Source organism: Lentilitoribacter sp. EG35 (genome assembly GCF_040784015.1).
GTDB lineage: Bacteria > Pseudomonadota > Alphaproteobacteria > Rhizobiales > Rhizobiaceae > Lentilitoribacter.
Map to the genome: position 1 here is coordinate 103,747 of NZ_JBFNGQ010000010.1, position 25,161 is coordinate 128,907.

The following is a 25,161-nucleotide window of genomic DNA, read 5'->3' on the forward strand; positions in this document are numbered from 1 at the left end:
TATGGCTATTCTTCGATCGAACGCGAATCCTTCCAGTGAAAATTCCACTACAATGGAGCAGCAGCTTGACATTATTTCGAAAGAAGCCTCGCGCCTAATGCAAGGTGGCTCGAAAAAAGCAAGGGAACGTCATCAGAATCGCGGCAAATTGTTGCCGCGTGATCGGGTGCAAAACCTTCTAGACTATGGTTCGCCTTTTTTAGAGATTGGCTTGTTTGCTGCACGTGAGGTTTATGATGTCGATATCCCGGCGGCGGGTGTCATCGCGGGAATTGGTAAAATTCAAGGCAGAGATTGTATGATCGTCTGTAATGATGCGACAGTAAAAGGGGGAACCTACTATCCTTTAACCGTGAAGAAACATTTGCGCGCGCAAGAGATTGCAGAGGAAAATCGTCTTCCATGCATATATTTAGTAGATAGTGGTGGAGCGAATTTGCCAAATCAGGATGAGGTTTTTCCTGATAGGGATCACTTTGGGCGTATCTTTTATAATCAAGCGCGCATGAGCGCTAAAGGCATTGCTCAAATTGCGGTTGTGATGGGGAACTGTACTGCTGGTGGTGCTTATGTACCAGCTATGTGTGATACCACAATTATGGTCAAAGAACAGGCAATGATTTTCCTTGCTGGTCCTCCATTGGTTAAAGAGGCAACGGGAGAAGAAGTCGATGCCGAGACGTTAGGTGGAGCAGATACCCATACCCGTCTTTCTGGCGTTGCGGACTATTTGGCAGAAGATGATACTCATTCATTGGCACTTGCAAGGCAGGTGGTCAGCACTTTGGGGCAGGCGCCTGCTACGGATTTAACATTGCGAGACCCTAAGCTTCCTGCCTTTCCAACTGATGACGTTATGGGATTAATTCCCAAAGATACGCGGCAGCCATATGATATACGCGATATCATTGCGCGTATTGTGGATGGCAGTGAATTTGACGAATTTAAGGCGCGTTATGGCGCAACATTGGTTACAGGGTTTGCACATATTGATGGAATGCCAGTTGGCATTATCGCCAACAATGGTGTGCTTTTTTCCGAAAGTTCTCTTAAAGGTGCCCACTTTATTGAGCTCTGTTGCCAAAGAAAAATACCGCTTTTATTTTTGCAAAATATTACGGGCTTCATGGTAGGTTCAAAATATGAAGCGGGCGGGATCGCCAAGGATGGTGCAAAGCTAGTTAACGCTGTTTCAACGGCTAATGTTCCAAAAATTACTGTCATAATCGGTGGATCTTATGGTGCGGGAAATTATGGAATGTGTGGTCGTGCGTTCGGCCCTCGCTTTGTCTGGATGTGGCCTAATGCACGAATTTCAGTCATGGGTGGTGCGCAAGCTGCGGGTGTCATGGCCACTGTAACGCGCGCTGGTAAACAGGCGCGAGGTGAGGACTGGAGTTCCGAGCAAGAGGCTGCGTTTAAGCAACCAATTCTTGATCAATTTGAAGAGCAATCTCATCCGTTCTATGCCTCTGCCCGTTTATGGGACGACGGGATAATTGACCCTCGTAAAACAAGGGATGTTGTGTCTTTGAGTTTAAAAGCGTGCCTGAATGCGCCTTTGGAGGAGACAAGTTTCGGCTTGTTCAGAATGTGATGGTTATGTTTTCAAAAATACTGATCGCCAATCGCGGTGAAATTGCTTGCCGTATTATTGATACTGCGAGGCGTATGGGTATTAAAACGGTTGCCGTTTTTTCAGATGCAGATGTAAAAGCTCGTCATGTATTGATGGCAGATGAAGCTGTTCACATTGGTCCAGCGCCCGTTGTCGATAGTTATCTTAAGGGTGATGTTATCATTAAAGCAGCCCTAAAAACGGGTGCTGAAGCCATTCATCCAGGCTATGGTTTTCTATCTGAAAACCCTGATTTTGTGGATGCAGTAGACGCTGCCGATATTACCTTTATTGGACCGAGTTCAAAAGCAATTCGCGCTATGGGTTTAAAAGATGCGGCCAAGATGCTTATGTCGGAAGCTGGTGTACCTGTTGTACCCGGATATCATGGGTTTAATCAGGATCCGGAGTTTTTGCATGCAGAAGCAGAGAAAATTGGCTTTCCCGTTTTGATTAAAGCGCGTGCAGGCGGAGGCGGGAAGGGTATGCGTCTTGTCGAAGCGTCTGATGATTTTAACTCAGCACTTGAAAGTGCGGCTCGCGAAGGGCAGGCAGCATTTGGTGATCCTGTCGTGCTTATTGAGAAATTTATTACATCCCCCCGACACATTGAAGTTCAGGTTTTTGGTGATGGTTTTGGAAATGTAGTTCATTTGTATGAACGTGACTGTTCTCTCCAGCGCCGTCACCAGAAAGTGATTGAAGAAGCTCCTGCACCAGGCATTGGCGATGAAATGCGTGCGTCGATGACCAGTGCTGCTGTAAAAGCTGCAAAAGCAATTGGTTATGAAAGTGCCGGAACAATTGAGTTCATAGTTGATGGCTCGAACATGCTTCGCAGTGACGGTTTTTGGTTCATGGAAATGAATACACGTCTGCAGGTTGAGCATCCGGTGACCGAAGCGATTACAGGGTTAGATTTGGTCGAACTCCAATTACGTGTTGCAGCGGGTGATTCATTGCCATTTAAGCAAGATGAAGTGCAAGTTAACGGTCATGCATTTGAGGCGCGTCTTTATGCAGAGGATGTTAGCTCGGGTTTCTTGCCTGCTTCCGGTAACTTAGCTCATGTTGAGTTTTCTGATATGGCTCGCAATGATACGGGCATTGGTTCCGGTGATGATATTACCCCTTACTATGACCCAATGATTGCTAAAGTTATCACGCATGGATCAACACGAAATGAAGCGTTGAATAAGTTGAGCGGGGCTCTATCGGAGACCCATATTGCAGGCACGATCTCGAATTTGAGTTTTTTGCAAGCCTTGGCACATAATGTAGATTTTGTAGATGGCAATGTTGATACGGGTCTTATCGAGCGAAACTTAGATGCACTCACGATGCAGGCAGAACCCAACAACACAGTCGTAGCCATCGCTATGATTACAGTATTGAAATTGAATTTCTGTGACCCAGATACTGGTTGGCGTCTATGGGGTTCCGCCAGTCACTTGGTCACTATGTTTAGTCAAGCAAAACAATATGTCTATCGATTAGTGTTGCAGGAACAAAATCGTATCAACCTTCAATCAGTCGATGATGAGAGAACGGTGGTTCAGCTCGATGTGATATCTCACGATGACAAAGGGATAACTGTTTTTGTCGATGGTATCCAGTTTTGCGCAAAGACTACTTGTTTTGAGCGTGGTCATGAAAAACATGTCTCAGTTTTGATAGATGGGCAAACTTTTGAATTTGTTTTACCGGATCCCCTTGCCAGTGCTGATGCAGAGGCACAAAGCGCAAATGCCATTGTGGCGCCAATGAGCGGCGTTGTAAGATTGGTGGAAGCTACAAATGGAGCGCACGTAAAATCTGGTGAACGGCTCATCGTAATTGAAGCTATGAAAATGGAAATGAGTCTTACTGCTCCATGTGATGGCAAAATAAATGAGATCAACTGTTGTGAAGGAGATGCTGTTGAGGGCGGAACCGTATTGCTCACAATTGAGGATGAGAACTAGATGAATTATCCTCCAGAGAGTCTGTGTTATAGATTAGAGCGTGACGGCTGGCAATTGCCAGATGTTTACAATATCGGGCAAGTTGCATGTGATGATTGGGCTGAAAAGACACCAGATGTTTCTGCTCTTGTTCTTGCGGATGAAGAACGCTGCGTGAGCTATGGGGAGTTGCGTGATCTTTCTAATCAATGTGCAAATTTTCTGATTGAAGCGGGCATAACGCAAGGAGACCGCGTAGGCATTCTATTGCCTCAAGCTTTAGAAACAGCTGTCGGACATCTAGGAGTTTTCAAACTCGGAGCGATCTCGGTGCCGTTATTTATGCTCTTTGGACCGGATGCTTTGCAGCATCGGGTTGTTGATGCGGGAATTAAACTTATTATCACTAACCGTGATGGTGCGCGAAGGTTAAATCTGATGGACGCCGTGGCACGGGAAAATCTCGTTATATATACAGTTGACGGAATTCATACCGACCTCGGTTCGTTAGACTTTAATTCAGCTCTGATGAGGCAGGATAGAAGATACAGCCCTGCACCAACTAAGCCTGATGATCCAGCAATTATTATTTATACATCTGGCACCACAGGTTCACCCAAAGGGGCGCTACATGGACATCGGGTGCTGGAAGGACATATGCCGGGGTTTGAGATGTTTAATGACTTCTCAGCCAAGTCTGGAAATGTAATGTGGACACCTGCTGATTGGGCATGGATTGGCGGATTATTTGATGCACTGATGCCGGCCCTTGCGAGCGGTATGACCGTCGTCGCTAAACGTTTTGAAAAATTCACGGCTGAAGCGGCTATCGAACTTCTATCAAAACATGATGTTCAACATGCATTTTTGCCGCCGACCGCGTTAAAAATGATGCGGAGTTATGCGCCAAAGAAATCACCCACAAGACTATCATTACAGTCTGTTGGCAGCGGCGGAGAGGCGCTTGGTTCTGAATTACTGTCATGGGGGCGTGATGTTCTAGATGTAACGATTAATGAGTTTTATGGTCAAACAGAAGCAAATCTTTTGGTTTCTTCTTGTTCCTCAGTTGTAGCAACGCCTCCGGGAATGATGGGTAAGGCCGTTGCAGGACATCAGCTTGCTATCATTGACGACCATGGTGTGCCTGTTACCCAAGGCGAGATAGGCATGATAGCGGTGAAATCATCCACCCCTGTTATGATGTTAAATTATTGGAAGAACTCCGAGGCCACGCAAGATAAATTTATTGGCGATTGGTTGATCACCGGGGATATGGGTATCGACGAGGGGGATAATTGGTTTCGGTTTCTAGGACGGGATGATGATGTGATTACATCCGCTGGGTATCGGATAGGTCCGGGAAGTATTGAGGATTGTTTGATGCGGCATCCCGCTGTGCAAATGGCTGGTGTTGTGGGTAAGGTAGATAATGTGCGAACCGAAATCGTTACTGCATTTATTGTACTTTCTGATGGTTATGATGAGACAGATGAGTTGATCTCGGATCTGCAAACGCATGTGAAAACGCGTCTTGCTGCACATGAATACCCTCGTGAAATCACCATTGTTCCCGAGCTACCAACGACGGCGACTGGCAAAATCATGCGTCGGGAATTACGCAAGTTAGGTGGATCGTAATGGATAAGTTCGTACACATATATGAAGTTGGTCCACGAGACGGATTGCAAAATGAGAAAGTCATAATTCCAACAGTACAAAAAATTGCCCTTATTAATGCGCTCTCAAAATTGGGGTTTAAGCGTATTGAGGCTACTGCATTTGTGTCGGCAAAATGGGTTCCGCAGATGGCGGATGCAAGCGAGGTTTTGACTAATATCATCCGGGAACCAGATGTGGTCTATGGGGCATTGGTGCCAAATATGATCGGTTTTGAAAAAGCATTGGAAGCGAAAGCCGATGAAGTGGCAATATTTGCGGCGGCATCAGAAACATTCAGTCAGAAGAATATAAATTGCAGCATAGCAGAAAGTTTGCAGCGTTTTGCACCAATCATCGACGCTGCAAAAAAAAGAAATATCAGAGTTCGTGGTTATGTTTCTTGCGTTGCAGGTTGTCCTTATGAGGGGCACATTGCACCTAAGGCAGTTGCCGACCTTACAGCTCAGATGTTCGAAATGGGCTGTTACGAAATCTCTCTTGGAGATACGATTGGGATAGGAACCCCTCTAACGATAGAGGCAATGCTTGCATCGGTGTTAGAGTGCGTCCCCTCCAAAAATCTGGCAGGACATTATCATGATACGAATGGGCAGGCGTTGACTAATGTGAAGGTTAGTTTGGACATGGGCTTGCGCAGTTTTGATAGTGCAATTGGCGGTCTGGGAGGTTGCCCATATGCGCCGGGTGCGAAGGGTAACGTATCAACATCAGCGCTTGCGAATATGCTTCTCAATGAGGGTTGGCAAACGGGTATCGACCTGGAAGGGCTAGAGAAAGTTGAAATTATGATGGGCAATATTATGCACGAATTGGAGGGCGGTATTGATGTCTGATTTTAATACTATCTCGTTGTTGATAGACGAATGTGGGATTGCATATCTGACATTAAATCGAGCCGAAAAACATAATGCGATGAATGCGGAAATGTTGCTTGAATTAACTGCCGCAGCCGAGCAATGCGCAAATGATGAAAATGTCAGAGCGGTTGTTCTAAAAGCTGAAGGGAAAAGTTTTTGTGCAGGTGGGGATCTGGACTGGATGCGCGAACAAGCGGGGCAAAATCGCGAAGGAAAAATGGCAGCAGCTAGAATTCTAGCTAGTGCACTTATGAAATTAAACACTTTGCCTAAACCTCTCATTGGCCGCGTTCAGGGAAATGCGTTTGGCGGCGGTATAGGTTTGATGGCTGTTTGTGATCTCGTTATCGCACATCCTGCAGCTAAATATGGGCTAACCGAGACAAAATTAGGCCTTGTTCCGGCTACCATCGGTCCATTTGTAGTAGAGCGAATGGGAGGTGGATTCGCGCGGCAAGTTTTCTTTTCAGGGAGAGACTTTAACTCGGATTTTGCGCTGCGTAGTGGTCTCGTAACTAAAGTAACAGAGGATTTGGATGAGGCTATAGATGCTGAGCTAAAGACGATCTTAAAAACAGCGCCGGGAGCTGTTGCAGATGCAAAATTGCTCTGTCAAAACCTGTCGAGCAATATAACGCCAACTCAAATAGAGAGTACGATTGCAATTCTTGCTGACCGTTGGGAGAGTGAAGAGACTAAGCTGGGTATTGACGCATTTTTTAACAAGAGATTAGCTCCCTGGGTACGCTAAGGGGGGCGTTAGAATGTTGTTGAACTTTAGAATGTTTATCAGAAGGAAATTTTATGGCGCAAATGAGTGTTGATGCAACCGATAGAAAAATCCTAAAAGCTCTGCAGAAAAACCCGGATATGACAATGCGGGAATTGGGTGAGGAAACAGGTTTAAGTCACACACCATGTTGGCGCCGACTTTCCAAAATGAAGCAAAGTGGCGTTGTTGATGAAAAACGCTACATTGTTGATCCCACAAAAGTTGGTTTGGATATTGTTATCTTTTGTTTTGTGCGCCTGAGAGAGCATAATCGAGATAGTCTTAATGCATTTGAAACCGCTGTTGCCGATGTGCCCGAAGTTATGCAGTGTTATACAATGACCGGTGATCATGATTATATTCTTCGTGTTCTTGCCCAAAGTGTTACCCATTATGAAAGCACGATTAAAAACTCGCTAATGCAACTCCCAAATGTTGCCTTTACGCATACGAGCCTTGCTTTGAAGGAGGTTAAAAACACTGCGTCTGTACCTCTGTAACTGACTTTTAGTTAAGTGCTTGAACCCATACTGTTCTTATCTAGGTGATAAATTGATGATAGTTTCATTAATATAGCCCAAATTTTATTACTGTGTTGCGATATATATTTAAACAAAGCGACAATTTAACAACACGGTTACTAACTGTTCATCGTAAACTTTAGTTAGATTAGCTCAAGTTGCTCGCGGATTTTGAAAGGAAATTGGATGAAAAAAGATTCCATTGTTATTGTCGGAGCATCCCGTACACCAATAGGCGCGATGATGGGTGGTTTTGCGCCACTTTCAGCAAGTCAACTGGGTGGAACTGCGATTAAAGCAACTTTAAAAAATGCAAACGTAACAACAGATCAAGTTGATGAAATCCTTATGGGAAATGTTTTATCTGCCGGGCAGGGGCAAGCACCCGCAAGGCAAGCAGGGTTTCATGCTGGGCTGGGAAAGTCGATTCCAGCAACAACGATCAATAAAATGTGTGGTTCCGGCCTTAAAACCATTACCATGGCCCATGATCAGCTCTTGGCGGATAATGGTAAGGTGCTTATTGCGGGTGGCATGGAGAGCATGACCAATGCGCCGCACCTTTTACCAGCCATGCGAGCGGGTGTTCGATTGGGGCAGAGCGTGGCCGTTGATCATATGATGAAAGACGGGTTGGAAGATGCCTATGAAACAGGACGTGCAATGGGTACTTTCGCTGAAGATTGTGTTGATAAATTTAAATTTACGCGTGAACAGCAGGATGCGTATTCTCTAGAAAGTCTAGCGCGTGCCAAACGTGCACAATCTGACGGCAGTTTTGCCAAAGAGATTATACCGGTTACAGTATCAACTCGCACGGGCGATATGATTGTAACTCAGGATGAACAACCTGATAATGCAAGGCCAGAAAAAATACCGCATCTTCGTCCTGTTTTTAAAAAGGATGGTACGGTTACTGCGGCAAATTCATCATCAATTTCTGATGGTGCTGCTGCTGTTGTTTTAATGCGTGAGAGCGATGCAATTGCTCGCAACGCCAATATTCGGGCACGCATAGTTGCGCACGCAAGCCATGCGCAGGAACCAAATTGGTTTACAACCGCTCCCGTACCAGCCATGCAAAAAGCGCTTAAGAAATCAGGTTGGGCAGCCGAAGACGTTGACCTTTGGGAGATTAACGAAGCATTTGCCGTTGTTCCTATGGCCGCTATGCACGAACTTAATCTGGATCATTCAATTGTGAACGTAAATGGTGGAGCATGTGCGCTTGGACATCCTATTGGTGCAAGTGGTGCCAGAATTTTGGTGACACTTATTAATGCGCTTGAAGCAAGAAATATGCGCAAGGGCATGGCGTCGTTATGTATCGGTGGTGGTGAAGGCATAGCGCTGACAATAGAACGACTTAACTAAGGGACCTTTGACAATAAAGGTGAGTAGATATGAATATTACAGAAGTTGATAGTTTGGATGGTTATGAGGCTTTGCACTATTGCGAAGACACGGACACTGGTCTGCGTGCCCTGATTTCCATACACTCTACTCAACATGGCCCTGCGGCTGGTGGTTGTCGTCTTTGGAATTATGCCTCCCTTGAGGAAGCAAAGACAGATGTTCAGCGCTTGTCTAAGGGGATGACTTATAAAAACCGTTCTGCCCAGCTTCCTTTAGGTGGTGGTAAGTCGGTTATTATTGGTGAAAAGAAAACACCAGAAATGATGCGTGCATTTGGGCGTTTTGTGGATGCGCTTGACGGTCGCTACTTCACAGCGGAGGATGTTGGTATCTCTCCATCAGACATGGAAATTGTGGCAGAGGTTACACCCTATGTCGCCGGTTTGGAAAAAGGTGAATATGCAAGTGGCGATCCGTCACCTGTAACGGCCAAAGGTGTATTTGCATGTCTTGCTCGTTCAGTTGAGTATCGATTAGGGAGATCTGATTTAACAAATGTTAAAGTGGCAGTCCAAGGTTTAGGTCATGTTGGATGGCATCTTGCTTCGTACCTGCACAACGCAGGTGCCCAGCTTCTGGTTACTGATTTGAATAATGATCTTGTTAAAAAAGCTGTCGCAGAATTTGGCGCTGTCGCCATTCCGCTGGACGAAATTTATGCTGTGGAAGCTGATGTTTTTGCACCCTGTGCATTGGGTGCCGTTTTGAATGAAGAGACAGTCGATCAGTTGAAAGTTTCGGTAGTTGTTGGCGCTGCTAATAATCAACTTTCAGGCCCCGATATCGGAGATTTATTAAATTCGAAGGATATATTCTATGCGCCCGATTATGTTGTAAACTCAGGTGGTATCATAAATGTGGCAGCAGAAATTTTGAAGTGCGATGATCCTTCTTTTGTAAGTAGTCGGATTGAAAGCCTGACGCAAACATTGGACAAAATTATCGAACTTGCTGAACGTGAAAATATTGGCATGCATAGTGCCGCTGATCAGTATGTTGAGGCTCAATTAAACAAAGCATAACTTGTAAACCAAACCAACGGAAGACGAAGGATATAATTATGAACTTTGAGCTAACTGAAGAACAGACAGCCATCTTCGATATGTCTAAAGCTTTTAGTCAAGAACAAATCGCGCCTTTTGCATCTGAATGGGAACAGCAAGGAACAATCCCTCGTTCATTGTTGCAGCAGGCAGGTGAACTTGGTTTGGGTGGCATTTATGTGACAGAAGAGTTCGGTGGATCTGGTTTAAAACGTCTGGATGCAGCACTAATATTTGAGGCTCTTTCTCATGGGTGTCCATCTGTTGCAGCATTTATGTCTATTCATAATATGTGTGCTTGGATGATTGATGCTTATGGTTCCCAAGAATTGAAACAGGAGTGGTTGTCTAAGCTTTGCACTTTTGAAAAATTTGCCTCCTATTGTTTGACAGAACCAGGTTCTGGATCCGACGCTGCGTCATTACGAACACGTGCCAGTAAGACAGGTGATGTCTTCCAGCTAAATGGAACCAAGGCATTTATTTCCGGTGGTAATTATGCTGATGTCTACCTTGTTATGTGCCGTACTGGGGAAGATGGTCCGAAAGGAATCTCTTCTATAGTCGTGAATAAAGAAGCTACTGGATTAAGCTTTGGTGCAAACGAGCATAAGATGGGTTGGCAATCTCAGCCGACAGCACAAGTGCAGTTTGATGATTGCGAAGTGCCTATCTCAAACCTTATGGGTACAGAAGGTGAAGGTTTTAAATATGCAATGTCGGGTCTGAATGGTGGCCGGCTAAACATTGCAGCTTGCGCACTCGGTGGTGCACAATCTGCGTTAGATAAATCACTGACATATGTTGGCGAGCGAAAAGCTTTCGGCAAGACGCTTGATCAGTTTCAAGCTCTTCAATTTAAACTCGCTGATATGGAAATTAAATTGCAAGCTGCTCGTAGTTTCCTGCACAAAGCTGCTTGGATGCTTGATCAAAAACATCCACAAGCCACAAAATTCTGCGCAATGGCAAAGGTATTTGTAACCGATGTCTCGTTTGAAGTTGCAAATGAGGCGCTGCAACTTCATGGCGGTTACGGCTATCTTAAAGATTATGGAATCGAGAAAATTGTTCGCGATTTGCGTGTCCATCAGATTTTGGAAGGCACGAATGAAATCATGCGTGTTATCACTGCGCGTGCCCTGTTGGAAGAAAGAGGCTAGTGTCGTGGAACAATGTACAGATGTTCAAGTCAAGATCGATGGAGCTGTTGGGCGTATAACGTTAACGCGCACTAACGCGCTCAATGCCCTTTCTCATGATATGGCACTTGCCATCGAGAAAGCGCTCATTGGTTGGATTAATGATAGTTCAGTGAAAATCATCTTGATCGAAGGGGATGGTGATCGAGCGTTTTGTGCAGGCGGGGATGTGAACTGGCTGTATAATTGTGGCCTTGATAAAAACTATGCAGAGCCAGCTCAGTTTTGGCGTGATGAATATCGATTAAATGAACTCATCGCGTCCTATCAAAAACCATTCTTTAGTTTTATGCATGGGCTTGTGATGGGTGGTGGAGTTGGAATATCAGCACACTGTTCCCATCGAATAGTTACAGATAGTAGTATGATCGCCATGCCAGAATGTTCCATTGGATTGGTGCCTGATGTGGGCGGTTCACTTCTATTGGCAAATGCACCTGGTTATTTAGGTGAATATCTGGCTCTTACGAGTTATAAAATGAATGCGGCCGATGCCATTTTTTGTAGTTTTGCGGACTATTTTGTCTCAGAGGCAAAGTTGGAAGATCTAAAAAAAGCACTTGTTAGAACCGGAGACCCAGACATTGTTTTTGATTTTGTATCCGATGCAGGTGAATCCATTTTATCAGAGCTTCAGAAGGATGTAGATGAGCATTTTTGCCTAGATTCCGTAGATGAGATTTGTGCATCGATGCTCAACATAGAAAATGAATCTTGGTCAGTAAAATCTGCGAGCCAGATTCAAAGAAATTCCGTTTTATCAGCAATTATTGCTCTCAATCTCATTCGAAAAGCGCGCAAACACCATAACTTGTATCAAGCATTAGCGGATGAATATCGCTTTGTTTCTCGCGCATTGGAACATGGCGAATTTCTGGAGGGCGTTCGGGCAGCTGTAATCGATAAAGATAGAAAGCCGCAGTGGAAGTATAAAACGATTTCAGACGTTCCTGCCAATTTGGTTAGCCTTATGTTGAGTGAACCCGATGACGGTGACATCGACAAATTAAATTTAGAGACGATATTGCGCACTGCTCTGTAAAACACGCGATGATTAGAGTGGGCGCACATTCGTAATGTGCATCTATTCATGAAAGGACGGTAGTAATTCAATGACCAAGTTCGAACCATTACAATTACATGTTCCAGAACCTGAATGTAGGCCTGGTGATACGCCTGATTTTTCTGGTGTCGAAATCCCACCCGCGGGTAGTGTGAGACGTCCTGAGGTTGATGAAGATCCTGAAAATATGCGTGATCTCGCATATTCGATCGTTCGTGTGCTTAACAGAGATGGCGAAGCCGTCGGACCATGGGCGGGAACATTAAGCGACGATCAATTGCGTGACGGGCTGCGTCATATGATGACCTTACGCATATTTGACCATCGCATGATGATGGCGCAGCGGCAGGGCAAGACCTCATTTTATATGCAGCATTTGGGAGAAGAGGCTGTGAGTTGCGCATTTCGTCTTGCGCTTAACAAAGGTGATATGAATTTTCCGACCTATCGGCAGGCGGGTTTATTGATTGCGAAAGAGTTTTCGCTCAAGAAAATGATGTGCCAGATTTATTCCAATGAGGAAGACACGATGCGCGGGCGTCAATTACCTGTTCTCTATTCTTTCAAGGATGAGGGCTTTTTTTCCGTCTCGGGAAATCTCGCGACCCAATATATCCAAGCCGTTGGTTGGGCCATGGCATCGGCCATTAGCAATGATACAAAAATTGCGGCTGGCTGGGTTGGGGATGGCTCAACTGCCGAGGGAGATTTCCACGCAGCTCTGGTATATGCTTCAACTTATAAGGCACCTGTCGTCCTGAATATTGTCAATAACCAATGGGCAATCTCAACGTTCCAAGGTATTGCCCGAGGTGGTTCAGGGACGTTTGCAGCCAGAGGACATGGATTTGGTATTCCTGCCTTGCGGGTTGATGGAAATGATTATTTAGCTGTTCATGCGGCAGCAAAATGGGCAACTGAACGAGCAAGACGTAATCTAGGTCCAACTGTTATCGAGCATGTCACTTATCGTGTTGGAGGGCATTCGACATCTGACGATCCTTCGGCATACCGCCCAAAACAAGAAAGCGATGCATGGCCTTTGGGTGATCCTATTTTGCGATTAAAAACGCATTTGATCGCACGAGGTCTCTGGACCGAGGAACGCCATGTCCAAGCTGAAGCTGAAATCACAGATCTTGTGGTGACAGCACAAAAAGAAGCTGAGGCAATTGGTACATTACTAACCGGTAGTCGTCCGTCCGTGAGTGATATGTTTAGAGACGTTTATGAAGAGATGCCTTCCCACCTCATAGAACAGCGTCAACAGGCGGGGATATAATCATGGCCAAGATGACGATGATTGAAGCGATTCAAAATGCGCATGATGTCATGATGGAGCGTGATGAACGAATTATCGTGTTTGGTGAAGATGTCGGTTTTTTCGGAGGCGTTTTTCGCTGCACTGCTGGTTTGCAGGAAAAATATGGACCAACGCGTTGTTTTGATGCACCGATTAATGAGCTTGGTATCGTTGGCGCAGCGATTGGGATGGCGACTTATGGTTTGCGCCCATGTGTGGAAATTCAATTCGCTGACTATATGTATCCCGCCTACGATCAGATTGTGTCGGAAGCTGCGCGAATGCGGTATCGATCGGCAGGAGAATTTACCTGCCCGATGGTAATCCGGATGCCTGCCGGCGGCGGTATTTATGGTGGTCAAACGCATAGCCAAAGCCCAGAAGCATTATTTACCCATGTCGCGGGTCTTAAAACCGTGATGCCATCTAACCCTCAAGATGCGAAAGGGTTACTCATTGCGGCGATGGAAGACCCTGATCCCGTCATCTTCCTGGAACCAAAACGACTTTATAATGGGCCGTTTGATGGGCATCATGACAAAGCTATTGTGCCATGGAAGAACCATGTGCTTGGCGAAGTTGACGAAGGTTACTTTAAAACAGATTTAGGGAAGGCAGTTGTGCGCCGTGAGGGTAATGATCTGACGATCCTGACATATGGTACAATGGTTCATGTGGCATCAGCGGCTGTTGAACAGAGCGGGTTGGATGCAGAGGTCATTGACCTGAGATCCTTACTTCCGCTGGATAAGGAAACTATTGTCAAATCTGTTCAAAAAACCGGTCGTTGTGCCGTTGTTCATGAGGCGACATTAACGTCCGGATTTGGTGCTGAACTTGCAGCAATTATCCAAAAAGAATGTTTCTACAATCTGGAAGCGCCTATTACGCGTGTTGCCGGTTGGGATACACCTTATCCTCATGTTTTTGAGTGGGATTATTTCCCCGGACCTGACCGCGTTGCGACGGCTATCAAAGAAATGATGGAGGCATAAGAGATGGGTATCTACACAATAAAAATGCCTGACGTCGGCGAGGGGGTAGCCGAGGCCGAAATCGTTGAGCTTTGTGTTCCGGTTGGTGACGTTGTTAGAGAAGATGAGGTCTTTGCTGCTGTGATGACAGATAAAGCGACGATTGAGATTCCATCTTCAGTATCAGGGACCATTATTGAATATGCAGGTGAAGTGGGAGACACTGTTCCTGTCGGTTCGCCTCTTGTTCGTATTGAAGTGCAGGGAGAAGGGAATGATAACTCATCCCAAACTACCGACGGTGAGCGTATTGATATTGCTCCGGCACCAGAACCTGAAGTTATAACCGATGTTCAGACAGAAGAAGAGGTAAAGCCATCTACTTTGGAGAACTTGGAAACTGGAAAAAAATCAGAGGCGCAATCAGTTGGAACATTGCGTGCAGAAGGTGAAAAGTTTCTCACATCGCCAGCGGTGCGCAAGCGCGCAAAAGATGCTGGTATTGATCTGCGTTTAGTACCGGGGAGTGGCCCTGCGGGTCGGATCACTCATGATGATTTGGATATGTATTTTGCTAATGATCGCAAAACGATATCAGAACCACATGGACGAATGAAAAATCATGATGTGAGTGAAGTTAAAGTTATCGGGATGCGTCGGAAAATTGCAGAGCGCATGTCTGAGGCAAATACGCATATTCCGCACATTACGATTGTGGAAGAAATTGATGTGACGTCTCTAGAAGAGTTGCGCCAGAAGTTAAATACTGAGCATGGAGAAGATAAACCGCGACTTACAATATTGCCGTTTCTAATGGGCGCGATGGTGTCTGCTATTAAGGAACAGCCAGATATGAATGCCCATTATGATGATGAGGCAAACCTTATTCGCCAGTTTGGAGCTACTCATATTGGTATCGCTACACAGACCCCAAAGGGGTTGATGGTTCCAGTTGTTCACCACTGTGAGGCTATGAATATTTGGCAAATGGCTGCTGAGTTGACGCGAGTTGCAGAAGCTGCGCGAAATGGAAGTGCTTCACGTGAGGAGCTTTCTGGATCGACAATATCAATAACATCGCTCGGTAAATTGGGCGCTATTGCAACAACACCAATCATAAACCGCCCTGAACTCGCAATCATTGGTGTCAACCGAATAGCTGTTCGCCCTGCGTGGAATGGAAGTGAATTCTTGCCACGACAAATGATGAACCTGTCATGTAGTTTTGATCATCGAATTATTGACGGATGGGATGCAGCCGTTTTTGTGCAGCGATTGAAATCATTACTGGAAACACCAGCAATGATTTTTGTGGAAGGGTAGTAGATGGCTGATCTTACTTGTAAGTTATTGATCATTGGTGCGGGGCCGGGTGGTTATGTTTGTGCAATTCGCGCAGGCCAACTGGGTATTGACACAATCGTCGTTGAAAAAGAAAAAGCTGGCGGAACATGTTTAAATGTTGGCTGCATTCCATCAAAAGCTATCATTCATGCTGCTGATGAATTTTTCAAGATGAAAGAAGCTGCGCAGAATGTGACCCCAATTGGATTGACCAACAGCAATCCACAAATTGATTTTGCTAAAACACTCGAATGGAAAGACGGTATCGTTACTCGTTTAAACTCGGGCGTTTCGACACTTATGAAAAAAGCCAATACCCGTTTTGTGAATGGGCACGTGCGGTTTGTCGATGGCAAAAAAGTTGAAGTCAAAACCGCTGATGGAACGCAAGCGATTGAAGCCGAAAAAATTGTTATCGCAACTGGCTCAAGGCCGATCGAATTGCCGTTTTTGCCGTTTAGTGAAACTGTTTGTTCGTCAACTGACCTGTTGTCAGTCAATAAAATACCTGAAAGGCTTGTTGTTGTGGGCGGCGGCTACATCGGTTTAGAACTTGGGTCTGCATTTGCCAAGCTTGGTTCAAAAGTGACGATAGTGGAAGCTGCGGACAGAATATTACCGCAATATGATGCGGCATTAACAAAGCCCGTTGTAGCGAGATTGAGTGCTTTAGGTGTCAGCATACTTACCAAAACCCGCGCCAAGGAACAAAGTCGTGATGCCAAATCATTGCATGTTGAGGATGAGAACGGTGATATCCACGAAATCGGAGCCGATAAGCTACTTGTGACAGTTGGACGTCAACCGGTAACTGATGGAATTGGATTAAACCGCCTTGCTGTTGATATGGATGGGGAATTCATCAAAGTTGACGATAGATGTCAAACCTCTATGCGCGGGATATATGCAATAGGTGATGTAACAGGTGAACCAATGTTGGCGCATCGGGCTATGGCTCAGGGAGAGATGGTTGCAGAGATTGTTGCTGGTGAAAATCGAGACTGGGATAAACAGTGCATTCCGGCAATCTGCTTTACTGACCCGGAAATTGTTTCCGTTGGGTTGACACCAGATGAAGTCAAACAAGAAAAGATTGATGTAAAAACTGGACTATTTCCCTTTAGCGCAAGTGGTCGAGCGATGACAACGGAACGAGAAGATGGATTTGTAAGAGTGGTCGCTCGTGCTGACAATCATGTCGTACTCGGTATTCAAGCTGTTGGTGAAAATGTGTCTGAGTTGGCCGCTTCTTTTGCGCTTGCTATCGAGATGGCAGCGCGACTTGAAGATATTGCCGGCACCATACATGCACATCCCTCGCGAGGTGAAGCATTACAGGAAGCCTGCCTTAAAGCGCTTGGTCATGCGCTTCATATGTGAGATTAATTTATTGCCAAAAGGAGTGAGCACCGCTTGTAGTGCTCGTTTCTGATTTTAGAGAGCAACAAGATGACCGTCACCAATATCTGTTAGCACCAACTGTTCTGGGCTAGTCCCAATGGGGAATACAGGGCTTGGAATTTCACCAGTTAACCGAATGTTTTTAGCGCGTATATGTGTTGGGTCCGGTACAGGAACAGCCTCAATTAACCGATTGGTATATGGGTGTTGTGGATTGCTAAACACCTGTTCACTGGTTCCCATCTCAACGATCTGACCCAGATACATAACTGCCACACGGTCCGCAACGTTTTCAACCACTGCCATATCATGTGATATGAAAAGATAAGCTATGCCGAACTCCTCTTTCAATGCCTCCAACAACGCGAGAACACGCGCTTGAACGGAAACATCAAGAGCAGAAACAGACTCGTCAGCAATGATTAGTTCCGGTTGTAATGCCAATGCTCTGGCTATGCATATCCGTTGGCGTTGTCCGCCAGAAAATTCATGAGGATAACGCTCTGCGGCATCGGCGGGTAATCCAACCCGCTGCAATAGTTCAAGTGTCTGATTGCGCCTGTCTTCAACTGAGCCGATGTTATGAATGACCAGTGGCTCGGCGATCAAGTCCCCAATGCGCATCCTTGGATCGAGTGCGGCCATTGGATCTTGAAACACCATTTGAACGTTGCGACAACGAGATTTTTGGTGGGTTGCATCATGCAGTTGCGCCTGCTGTCCCATGATTTCAATTCCGCCACTATGATTCACCAAGCCAACAATAGCCTTGGCAACTGTTGACTTTCCGCAACCGCTTTCACCCACGAGTGCAAATGTTTCGGCCTTGGCGATATCAAAACTAACGTTGTTAACCGCGTGAACATGGTGTGTTACACGGCCTAAAAGACCACCGTGTATATCGAAGCGAACGGCTAGGTTATCGAGTTTGAGGACCGGTTCTCCAGTGATCTTTGATTGCTTGGCGGGTTTTGTTCCATCGCCCATTCGAGGCACTGATGCCAAAAGTTCCCGAGTATAAGGCCGCGATGGTGAAGAGAATAGAGCTTTGGTTTCATTCTGTTCTTCAATTTTTCCATCTTTCATCACAATTATCCGGTCGGCCATTTCGGCGACGACACCCATGTCATGAGTGATCAATAGGATTGCAGTACCATGCTCTGCCTGAAGGTCGCGCAAAAGGTCGAGGACCTCGCGTTGCACAGTGACATCCAGTGCGGTAGTTGGCTCATCGGCAATTAATACTTCAGGTTCAAGCGCAAGTGCCATAGCGATCATAACACGTTGTCGCATCCCCCCTGAAAGTTCATGAGGGTATTGGGATAGGCGTTGTTCTGGTTGATTAATTCGAACAGAACGTAAAGCTTCGAGCGCGCGGGCGTTAGCAACTGAGCGGCTGACAGGCTCATGGGCCCGGATTGCTTCAGAAATTTGAGTTCCGATGGTTAGAACCGGATTAAGCGAGGTCATTGGTTCTTGAAATATCATAGCAATACGATTGCCCCGCACATCGCGAAGTTCGGCCTCGCTACATTGTGTAAGCTCGGTTGACCCCAACCGAATTGCGCCATGTGTGACTTGCACGGCGGGCGGAGGCAGTAATCCCATAATTGCCAGTGAGGTGATTGATTTGCCGGAGCCACTTTCACCAGCAATTGCGAGTGTTTCTCCTTTTTTAAGTGAAAAACTTACATCTGAAATTAGCGGTTTAAATATACCTTGCTTTCGTACGGATACAGCAAGAGATTCAACTTCTAAAACAGGAATGTCCGAGGCAGAAATGGCTGCCTCGGAAAGATTTTTATCAACGACGGTCATTCGAAAACACACCGTGGAAAGTAGAAGCTGACGACCCAGTTTGGCATGTCGACAATTTCTGAAATACGGAGATCACCGCATGTGGAAACCAGCATATAAGCATCCACTGCGGCCATGCCGCGTTGCTTGCATAATAAATCTATCATGCCAGATACAGCATCGCGTGCTGCCTGCATCAGATCACTACCAATACCAGTTGTTACTTCATAGCCTTTCGCATCAAGATGGTTTGTAACAGGCCCGGGTGTTGTAAACCTCGGCATTTTGAGATTTTCACCCTTCACTAGGTCAAGCGTTAGAACAACATCCATCGGACTTTCAATGGCTGTTCCGCATACTTCACCATCGCCTTGAGCGGCATGGGTATCGCCCACACTGAAAAGAGCCCCGGCGACTTCAACCGGCAGATACAATGTTGTCCCTGCCGCAATGTCACGGATATCAAGGTTACCACCAACTCTTCGCGGTGGAACAATGGTGTGTAATCCACCTTCTGCCAAGGCATTCCCTATCGTGCCGCAAAATGGCTTAAGCGGCACCTTGCCCTCACTGCCCCAAAGTGAAGGGGCAAGTGTTTGTGGGTCATATTTCCACAATGTCAGGGCAGGGTCCGTAAATTGGTCCGCCAACAGACCAAATCCAGGAATATTTGCGGTCCATCCCCAGCCCGAAGGCGCAAAACTATCAATGGTGACTTTTACACTGTCACCAGGTTCTGCGCCTTCTATATAAATCGGGCCTGATACGGGATTGATTTTCCCAAAATCCAGATCAACGATATCCTGTACAGTAGACGACGAGCTTAATTGGCCCGCCGAACTATCGTGACAGTGAAACTTGATCGTTGACCCTGGCGTCACCCTTTGGACAGGTTCAATAGAATTGTCCCATCCAAAATGGTGCTGTGCGTGATGGATCGTATAATTACAAGCTTTGCACATGTGTTTACTCGGTCACATATACATAGTCGTAATTAACAGGAATGGAAACGGGATCTACATAAAGGGCATCTGCTCCACCCATACGAGGTGACTTCATTGTGTAGCGCTGCTCATTGAAAACCGGCACCCAAGGTGCATCTTCCATAACGCCCATATAAACATCGGACCACATTTTAAGACGCTCGTCAGCCATGCCCGGATCAGTTATGCTATCGGCTTTGGTTGCCATCGCATCCAATTCTTTGTTGCAATACCATGACCAGTTCCAGCCACCTTCAACTGCTCCCGAACATCCAAGGATAGGGCCATAAAAGTTAGAAGCATCGGGGAAATCGGCAATCCATGCCATGCCGCCGGACCAAATCATTGGTGCTGATCCATTGCCACCCGCTTCAATCACATTCGCTTGTGCGAGGGATTTGATGGCGACCGTCACGCTTATTGCCGCGAGATCATTTTGAATAGCCTGAGCGATCCTTGGGTTAGGATCGGTGTTCATGACATATAGTTCAGTTGAGAAGCCATCTGGCAAACCAGCTTCCGCTAACAGTGCTTTAGCACCATCAACATCAAAAGCATATCCGGCGTATCCATCTGTGTAACCAGGCATTGATGGTGGCAACGGCTGAGTAGCTGGAACAGCACGACCATTGATGATTTGTACGACGCGGGCTTTGTTAATTGCCATGTTGATCGCTTTGCGTACGCGTACATCGTCCATCGGCGGCGTGTTCACATTCAAGGTAATATAGCCAGTATGGAGTTGTCCGCCTTCTATCACCCGTTCTGCCTGAGCAGGATCAGACATAACCTCGCGGAACTTTGCTGGCGGAATACCATCACCTGGAACATCAACTTCACCATTTTGCAAACGTAACAATGCAACAACAGGTTCCTGACCGACTTCAAACGTGACTGTATCAAGATAAGGAATGCCATCACGCCAGTAATCAGCATTTTTCTCAAATACAAGTCGCTGCCCAAGGGTCCATTCACCCAGTTTAAATGCGCCTGTTCCAACAGGCTGCTTACCAAAATCATCGCCTGCAGCTTCGACAGCTTCTTTGGCAACAACGGATGCAAAGTTCAGCGCCATAACATGTAAGAAAGTTGCGTCTGGGCGCGAAAGCGTAATTTCTACAGTGCTATCATCGACAACTTTTACGCCTTCCAGTTCTGTAGCATCACCAGATGACATTGCGTCATAACCCGCGATCGAACCAAAAAAACCAGCGCCGGGTGATTGGGTAGTTGGATTTGTGACACGGTCCAATGAGTATTTTACATCTTGCGCATTCATCACGCGTCCGTTGTGAAATTTCACACCACTACGAAGTTTGAAAGTAAACACCATACCGTCATCTGATACTGTGTAGCTCTCAGCAAGACCTGTGCGCAGGTCTGTGGTGCCTGGGTCGTAGTCCATAAGGCCATCGAATATTGATTTGATCATTGACCAGTTTTGCCAATCATAACCAATAGCGGGGTCCAGTGTCGCTACATCATCTTTATAGGTGATAATGATGCCTCCGCCCGATTTTGCATTCGGGTCAGGCTTATAGCCATCTGCAAAAGCAGGAAATGCCAGACATAACGATAAGGCCGTCGTGCAAAGTAATTTTTTCATAATTATTCCTCCAGGTTGATTATAGTTTATGAATTCACCGCAATTTTATGCGGGGGTCGATGAGCGGTGCGATAACATCCGCAAGAAGATTTCCGATCACGATTGCGCAAGCCGTCACTAAGGTAACGCCCATTATTATGGGGATATCGACACGCTGAATAGCCTGCCATGCAAGCTGGCCAATACCGGGCCATCCAAAGACACTCTCGACAACAACAAGACCACCCATAAAAATACCAATATCAATGCCAATCATTGCGATGACCGGTAGAATTGCGTTGGGAAGCGCATGGCGTAAAATAACGCGTTGGCGGGTTAATCCTTTGGCTTTGGCAGTACGAATGAAGTCTTGCTGTAACACATCGATCATCGAAGATCGCATCATACGGCTGTACCAGCCCGATCCCATGATCCCGAGTGTAATTGCAGGTAAAACCAAATGTGCGGTAGTTCCATAACCGCCGATTGGGAACCAACCCAGTTGGACTGCAAAAACATATAGTAGCAGTAAAGATACGACGAATTGAGGGGCGGAAACTGCTATAAATGATGTCATCATCAATATCTGATCTGATAATCTTCCGCGAAAAAGAGCCGAAACAACACCCATGGTAAGTCCGATTATCAACTCGCAAAGGATTCCAGCGCCCATAAGGAGTAAGGTGGCTGGAAGTCGCGCTGCTATTAACTCGCTAACCTCGGTTTTTTGTAAATAGCTGCGCCCCATATCACCTTGCACAAGGCCTGTAAGATAACGCCAATATTGAACAATGAAGGGTTGGTCCAAACCGAGTTGCTCGCGGATATTCTGCACCGTTTGCGCGGTGGCGGAGCGACCTGCTATCTGGCGGACAGGATCGGCAGGCAATACATATAATAAGAAAAAAGTTATGAATGAGATGCCCAATAGGATCAAAACAGACTGGACAATGCGGCGCGTAAGATAAGCAGACATTAGCTACGTCCTCTCTGTGTCGGGTCTAGTTCATCCCGCAGAGCATCGCCCACAAGATTGAAAGACAAGGCAAGGATCAAGATTGCGGCACCGGGGAAGAACACGAGCCAAGGAGCTGCTTGAAAATAGGTCTGATTTTCAAAAATAATATTGCCCCATGATGGCGTTGGTGGCTGCACGCCCACACCGAGGAAACTGAGCGTTGCTTCTAAAAGAACCGTTGTGGAAATGCCCAATGTTCCCCAGACGATCAATGTTGGCACCAGATGTGGCAGGATGTGAGAAAATAGAATTCGCGCTGAACTCGCTCCAAGTGTTTTTTCAGCGGCAACAAAGTCTCGTTCCGCTAAAGACGTTGTTTCGGTATAGATCACCCGTGACGTCTGCACCCAATTAACCAGGGCTATAACCATGGCCACAATCCACAGGGAAGGTTGGAATATTGCAGCGAGGCAAATGGCTAGCAGTAGGGCAGGGAAGGCCATCATGAGATCAGTGAATCGCATTAACATCGTGCCAATCCATCCACGGTAATATCCGGCGGTCACACCGATGATCGTACCAATCAACAACGCTAAGCCATTGGCAACAATACCAATGATCAAGGACGTTCTGGCTCCGTGTAGTATGCGTGCTAAAAGATCGCGCCCCAATAGATCTGTGCCAAGCAAAAATTCAGAATTTGGACCAAGCGGTGCACCCTCGATAGTCAACCCATCAAAGTGTTGCTCGTTTGGCTCATGAGGTGATATCCACGGGGCAAACAGCGCCCCCAAAACCACTAAAACAATCAGTGAGAAACCAAAGACCGCCAATTTACGTTTAAAAAGACGGCGCCAAGGACCAAGTTCGGCAATTTCAACTTCAGGTACGGTGACCACGTTTACCATCTTGTCCTCCCTTTGCTATGACCCGTTGAGCAGCTTCCTCAAAACTGATCCGCCAATCCATTGCCATGCGGCGTAATCGATCATAAGCGGCGTCTTCATCTCCTTCTGTATTCATCAAGTAATTGACCGCTCGAACAACGGATTGCCGTTCATTTAGCCTCAATTTTAGGCTTTGCACTTCTGCAGCTGATGCCTTTGCCGCATTGTAAGTCGCTCGCGCGATTAAAAGTGCGCTATAGACACCATTATCGCCAATGGGTTTAAGCAATTGCGCATCGGCGCCTGCCGCAAGGGCCCATTCGACGCGCCCGGGTGCTTCACTGCCGATAAGCGCAATCAGCGGCATGGGGGATTTGCCAGTCTCCCATGGGAATTGCTCATCATGCCCCATATCTGCATCGAAAAAAACGAAATCTGCGCCTAGTGCACCTGCATCTAGCACAGGCCAATGTGTTGACACGGTTAGCCCGATTGCAATCAGCTGTCGTGACAGTGCTGAAACTGTTGGGTGATTGCGATGCAGGATAATGGCATGTGCGCCACCTAGTTCTCTTGCCGTTGGACGTCGTTTCATGAGACGATCCTCAAATCAGGCCCAACTATTTGTAGTTCTTTTCTGCCTCTTGAGAGATATGGATCACCCATAACGGGGGCAAACTGCCGCCTTGTTACAAATGTCCCATTTTCAACTTGAGCAATCAGGACAGGCAATTTTGTATGGTGTGTTTTTGGGTCAATAATTCCTTGATCTGCATCATCTTGAGCCAGTAATTTAGCTAAACTCATTTGATCGGCAGATTCATCGAGTGAAAGAAGTCGCGCGAGTTCCATGACGGCAGCAAAAGTACCTGCCTCATGTGAGGAACTAAATTCGTTGCCGTGCGGCCAATCACTTTGACCTTTGAAATAGGGGCCAGCTGAGATTAACCCCTCAGACGTGTCACCCAATGCTGGGAGCTCGCATTCTGTCAGGTTACAAGACATGATCGGACATGTATCAGGAAGAAAATGGGCGTCCTTCTTCCCAAGATCATAATAGGCAGAGATAAATTTATACTGAGATTCACCAATTAGTGAATTCATAATAAAACTTGGGCGTAACTTGATAATTTCATCCATCATGAGATCTACGTTTGGAGATCCTATTGGTAAATATCGTTCGCCTAGAACTTCGCCACCTGCTGCTTCTATTTCTTCTCGGGCTATACGGTTCATTTCCCAACCCCAGATATAATTTGAACCGGTTAAGTAGCCGCGTTTCCCATAGGTAGAAAATGCCCAGTCGAGGAGTGGCAGGAGATGTTGGTTAGGACAGGAATGTGTGTAAACAACATGATCAGATGCTTCGAACCCTTCGTAGGGGACTGTGTACCAGAGTGTGCCTCCGGAGCGCTCTAATGTTGGGATAACTTCTTTGCGGCTTGAAGATGTGACGCAGCCAATAATATGTCGTGCCGTGCTATCTTTAAGTATTTCAGCGCATAAAGGTTCGTATTTATCTATATCACTTTTTGGGTCGCGTTCGACAGCATGAAATTTGAAATCGAATGTTTGATCCTCGTTGACACGAGCAATTGCATTAAGCGCACCCGTGCGACAGGATTCCGATATCAGGCGGTAATCCCCTGATCGAGAAAATAGTAGGCCAATTTCAATAATTCTTTTTCCCACAGAACCCCCAAAAAACAAAAAGCCCCGCTGCCAACATACAAGAGTAGGTGGAATACGGGGCGCAAATGCCAGATTATTTTAAACCAATTTCGTAAAATAATGGCGGGGTTTTAATTTTC

At 46.2% G+C, this 25,161-nt stretch carries 21 protein-coding genes; 14 read left to right on the plus strand and 7 right to left on the minus strand.

Going from position 1 to position 25,161, the window contains the following annotated elements; genetic code table 11:
* The first annotated feature begins 1 nt into the window (after position 1).
* The 14 genes from AB2J24_RS16175 (at position 2) to lpdA (ending at position 17,119) form a co-directional block, all read left to right on the plus strand.
* Positions 2-1,597 (plus strand): carboxyl transferase domain-containing protein, encoded by a 1,596-nt coding sequence (locus AB2J24_RS16175; protein ID WP_367386222.1) that lies wholly within the window; start codon positions 2-4, stop codon positions 1,595-1,597.
* A 5-nt stretch (positions 1,598-1,602) separates the two neighbouring features.
* Positions 1,603-3,582 carry an acetyl/propionyl/methylcrotonyl-CoA carboxylase subunit alpha gene (locus tag AB2J24_RS16180; protein WP_367386223.1) on the plus strand — a complete coding sequence of 660 codons (1,980 nt, stop codon included), beginning with the start codon at positions 1,603-1,605 and terminating at the stop codon, positions 3,580-3,582.
* On the plus strand, positions 3,583-5,202 hold the full coding sequence (locus tag AB2J24_RS16185; protein ID WP_367386224.1) for an AMP-binding protein: 1,620 nt from the start codon (positions 3,583-3,585) through the stop codon (positions 5,200-5,202). It begins immediately after the preceding gene.
* Positions 5,202-6,077 carry a hydroxymethylglutaryl-CoA lyase gene (locus tag AB2J24_RS16190; protein ID WP_367386225.1) on the plus strand — a complete coding sequence of 292 codons (876 nt, stop codon included), beginning with the start codon at positions 5,202-5,204 and terminating at the stop codon, positions 6,075-6,077. The genes AB2J24_RS16185 and AB2J24_RS16190 overlap by 1 nt, the downstream gene beginning before the upstream one ends.
* Positions 6,070-6,852, plus strand: coding sequence for an enoyl-CoA hydratase-related protein (locus AB2J24_RS16195; protein ID WP_367386226.1), 783 nt, complete (start codon positions 6,070-6,072; stop codon positions 6,850-6,852). The genes AB2J24_RS16190 and AB2J24_RS16195 overlap by 8 nt, the downstream gene beginning before the upstream one ends.
* A gap of 53 nt (positions 6,853-6,905) precedes the next feature.
* Complete coding sequence (locus AB2J24_RS16200) at positions 6,906-7,373, plus strand: Lrp/AsnC family transcriptional regulator (RefSeq protein ID WP_244627889.1); 468 nt, start codon at positions 6,906-6,908, stop codon at positions 7,371-7,373.
* Between the two features lie 207 nt (positions 7,374-7,580).
* On the plus strand, positions 7,581-8,768 hold the full coding sequence (locus tag AB2J24_RS16205; RefSeq protein WP_367386227.1) for a thiolase family protein: 1,188 nt from the start codon (positions 7,581-7,583) through the stop codon (positions 8,766-8,768).
* A gap of 29 nt (positions 8,769-8,797) precedes the next feature.
* On the plus strand, positions 8,798-9,832 hold the full coding sequence (locus AB2J24_RS16210; RefSeq protein WP_367386228.1) for a Leu/Phe/Val dehydrogenase: 1,035 nt from the start codon (positions 8,798-8,800) through the stop codon (positions 9,830-9,832).
* Positions 9,833-9,870: 38 nt separating this feature from the next.
* On the plus strand, positions 9,871-11,016 hold the full coding sequence (locus tag AB2J24_RS16215; protein WP_367386229.1) for an acyl-CoA dehydrogenase family protein: 1,146 nt from the start codon (positions 9,871-9,873) through the stop codon (positions 11,014-11,016).
* A 4-nt stretch (positions 11,017-11,020) separates the two neighbouring features.
* Complete coding sequence (locus tag AB2J24_RS16220; protein WP_367386230.1) at positions 11,021-12,097, plus strand: enoyl-CoA hydratase/isomerase family protein; 1,077 nt, start codon at positions 11,021-11,023, stop codon at positions 12,095-12,097.
* A gap of 70 nt (positions 12,098-12,167) precedes the next feature.
* A complete protein-coding gene (locus tag AB2J24_RS16225; protein WP_367386231.1) occupies positions 12,168-13,400 on the plus strand; it encodes a 3-methyl-2-oxobutanoate dehydrogenase (2-methylpropanoyl-transferring) subunit alpha in 1,233 nt (410 codons plus the stop codon).
* A 2-nt stretch (positions 13,401-13,402) separates the two neighbouring features.
* Positions 13,403-14,416 carry an alpha-ketoacid dehydrogenase subunit beta gene (locus tag AB2J24_RS16230; protein ID WP_162653394.1) on the plus strand — a complete coding sequence of 338 codons (1,014 nt, stop codon included), beginning with the start codon at positions 13,403-13,405 and terminating at the stop codon, positions 14,414-14,416.
* A 3-nt stretch (positions 14,417-14,419) separates the two neighbouring features.
* Positions 14,420-15,718 (plus strand): dihydrolipoamide acetyltransferase family protein, encoded by a 1,299-nt coding sequence (locus AB2J24_RS16235; RefSeq protein ID WP_367386232.1) that lies wholly within the window; start codon positions 14,420-14,422, stop codon positions 15,716-15,718.
* A gap of 3 nt (positions 15,719-15,721) precedes the next feature.
* Positions 15,722-17,119, plus strand: a complete 1,398-nt coding sequence (lpdA, locus tag AB2J24_RS16240) for a dihydrolipoyl dehydrogenase (protein WP_367386233.1) — start codon at positions 15,722-15,724, stop codon at positions 17,117-17,119.
* 54 nt (positions 17,120-17,173) lie between these two features.
* Here lpdA and AB2J24_RS16245 read toward each other — a convergent pair whose 3' ends face one another.
* From AB2J24_RS16245 to AB2J24_RS16275, 7 genes are read right to left on the minus strand one after another with little or no spacing between them, the layout of a single operon-like run.
* Positions 17,174-18,958 (minus strand): dipeptide ABC transporter ATP-binding protein, encoded by a 1,785-nt coding sequence (locus AB2J24_RS16245; RefSeq protein WP_367386234.1) that lies wholly within the window; start codon positions 18,956-18,958, stop codon positions 17,174-17,176.
* Positions 18,955-19,899, minus strand: a complete 945-nt coding sequence (locus AB2J24_RS16250) for an acetamidase/formamidase family protein (RefSeq protein ID WP_367386235.1) — start codon at positions 19,897-19,899, stop codon at positions 18,955-18,957. Before AB2J24_RS16250 ends, AB2J24_RS16245 begins: the two co-directional genes overlap by 4 nt.
* Before the next feature lie 4 nt (positions 19,900-19,903).
* Complete coding sequence (locus tag AB2J24_RS16255) at positions 19,904-21,526, minus strand: ABC transporter substrate-binding protein (RefSeq protein WP_367386236.1); 1,623 nt, start codon at positions 21,524-21,526, stop codon at positions 19,904-19,906.
* Positions 21,527-21,560: 34 nt separating this feature from the next.
* A complete protein-coding gene (locus tag AB2J24_RS16260; protein ID WP_162653388.1) occupies positions 21,561-22,481 on the minus strand; it encodes an ABC transporter permease in 921 nt (306 codons plus the stop codon).
* Positions 22,481-23,371: an ABC transporter permease gene (locus AB2J24_RS16265; RefSeq protein ID WP_162653387.1), complete on the minus strand. Its 891-nt coding sequence runs from the start codon at positions 23,369-23,371 to the stop codon at positions 22,481-22,483. The genes AB2J24_RS16260 and AB2J24_RS16265 overlap by 1 nt, the downstream gene beginning before the upstream one ends.
* Positions 23,346-23,945, minus strand: coding sequence for an ANTAR domain-containing response regulator (locus AB2J24_RS16270; RefSeq protein WP_367386237.1), 600 nt, complete (start codon positions 23,943-23,945; stop codon positions 23,346-23,348). The genes AB2J24_RS16265 and AB2J24_RS16270 overlap by 26 nt, the downstream gene beginning before the upstream one ends.
* The gene (locus AB2J24_RS16275) at positions 23,942-25,042 is read right to left on the minus strand and encodes a transporter substrate-binding protein (protein ID WP_162653385.1); all 1,101 of its coding nucleotides are present in this window, start codon (positions 25,040-25,042) and stop codon (positions 23,942-23,944) included. Before AB2J24_RS16275 ends, AB2J24_RS16270 begins: the two co-directional genes overlap by 4 nt.
* Positions 25,043-25,161 lie beyond the last annotated feature (119 nt).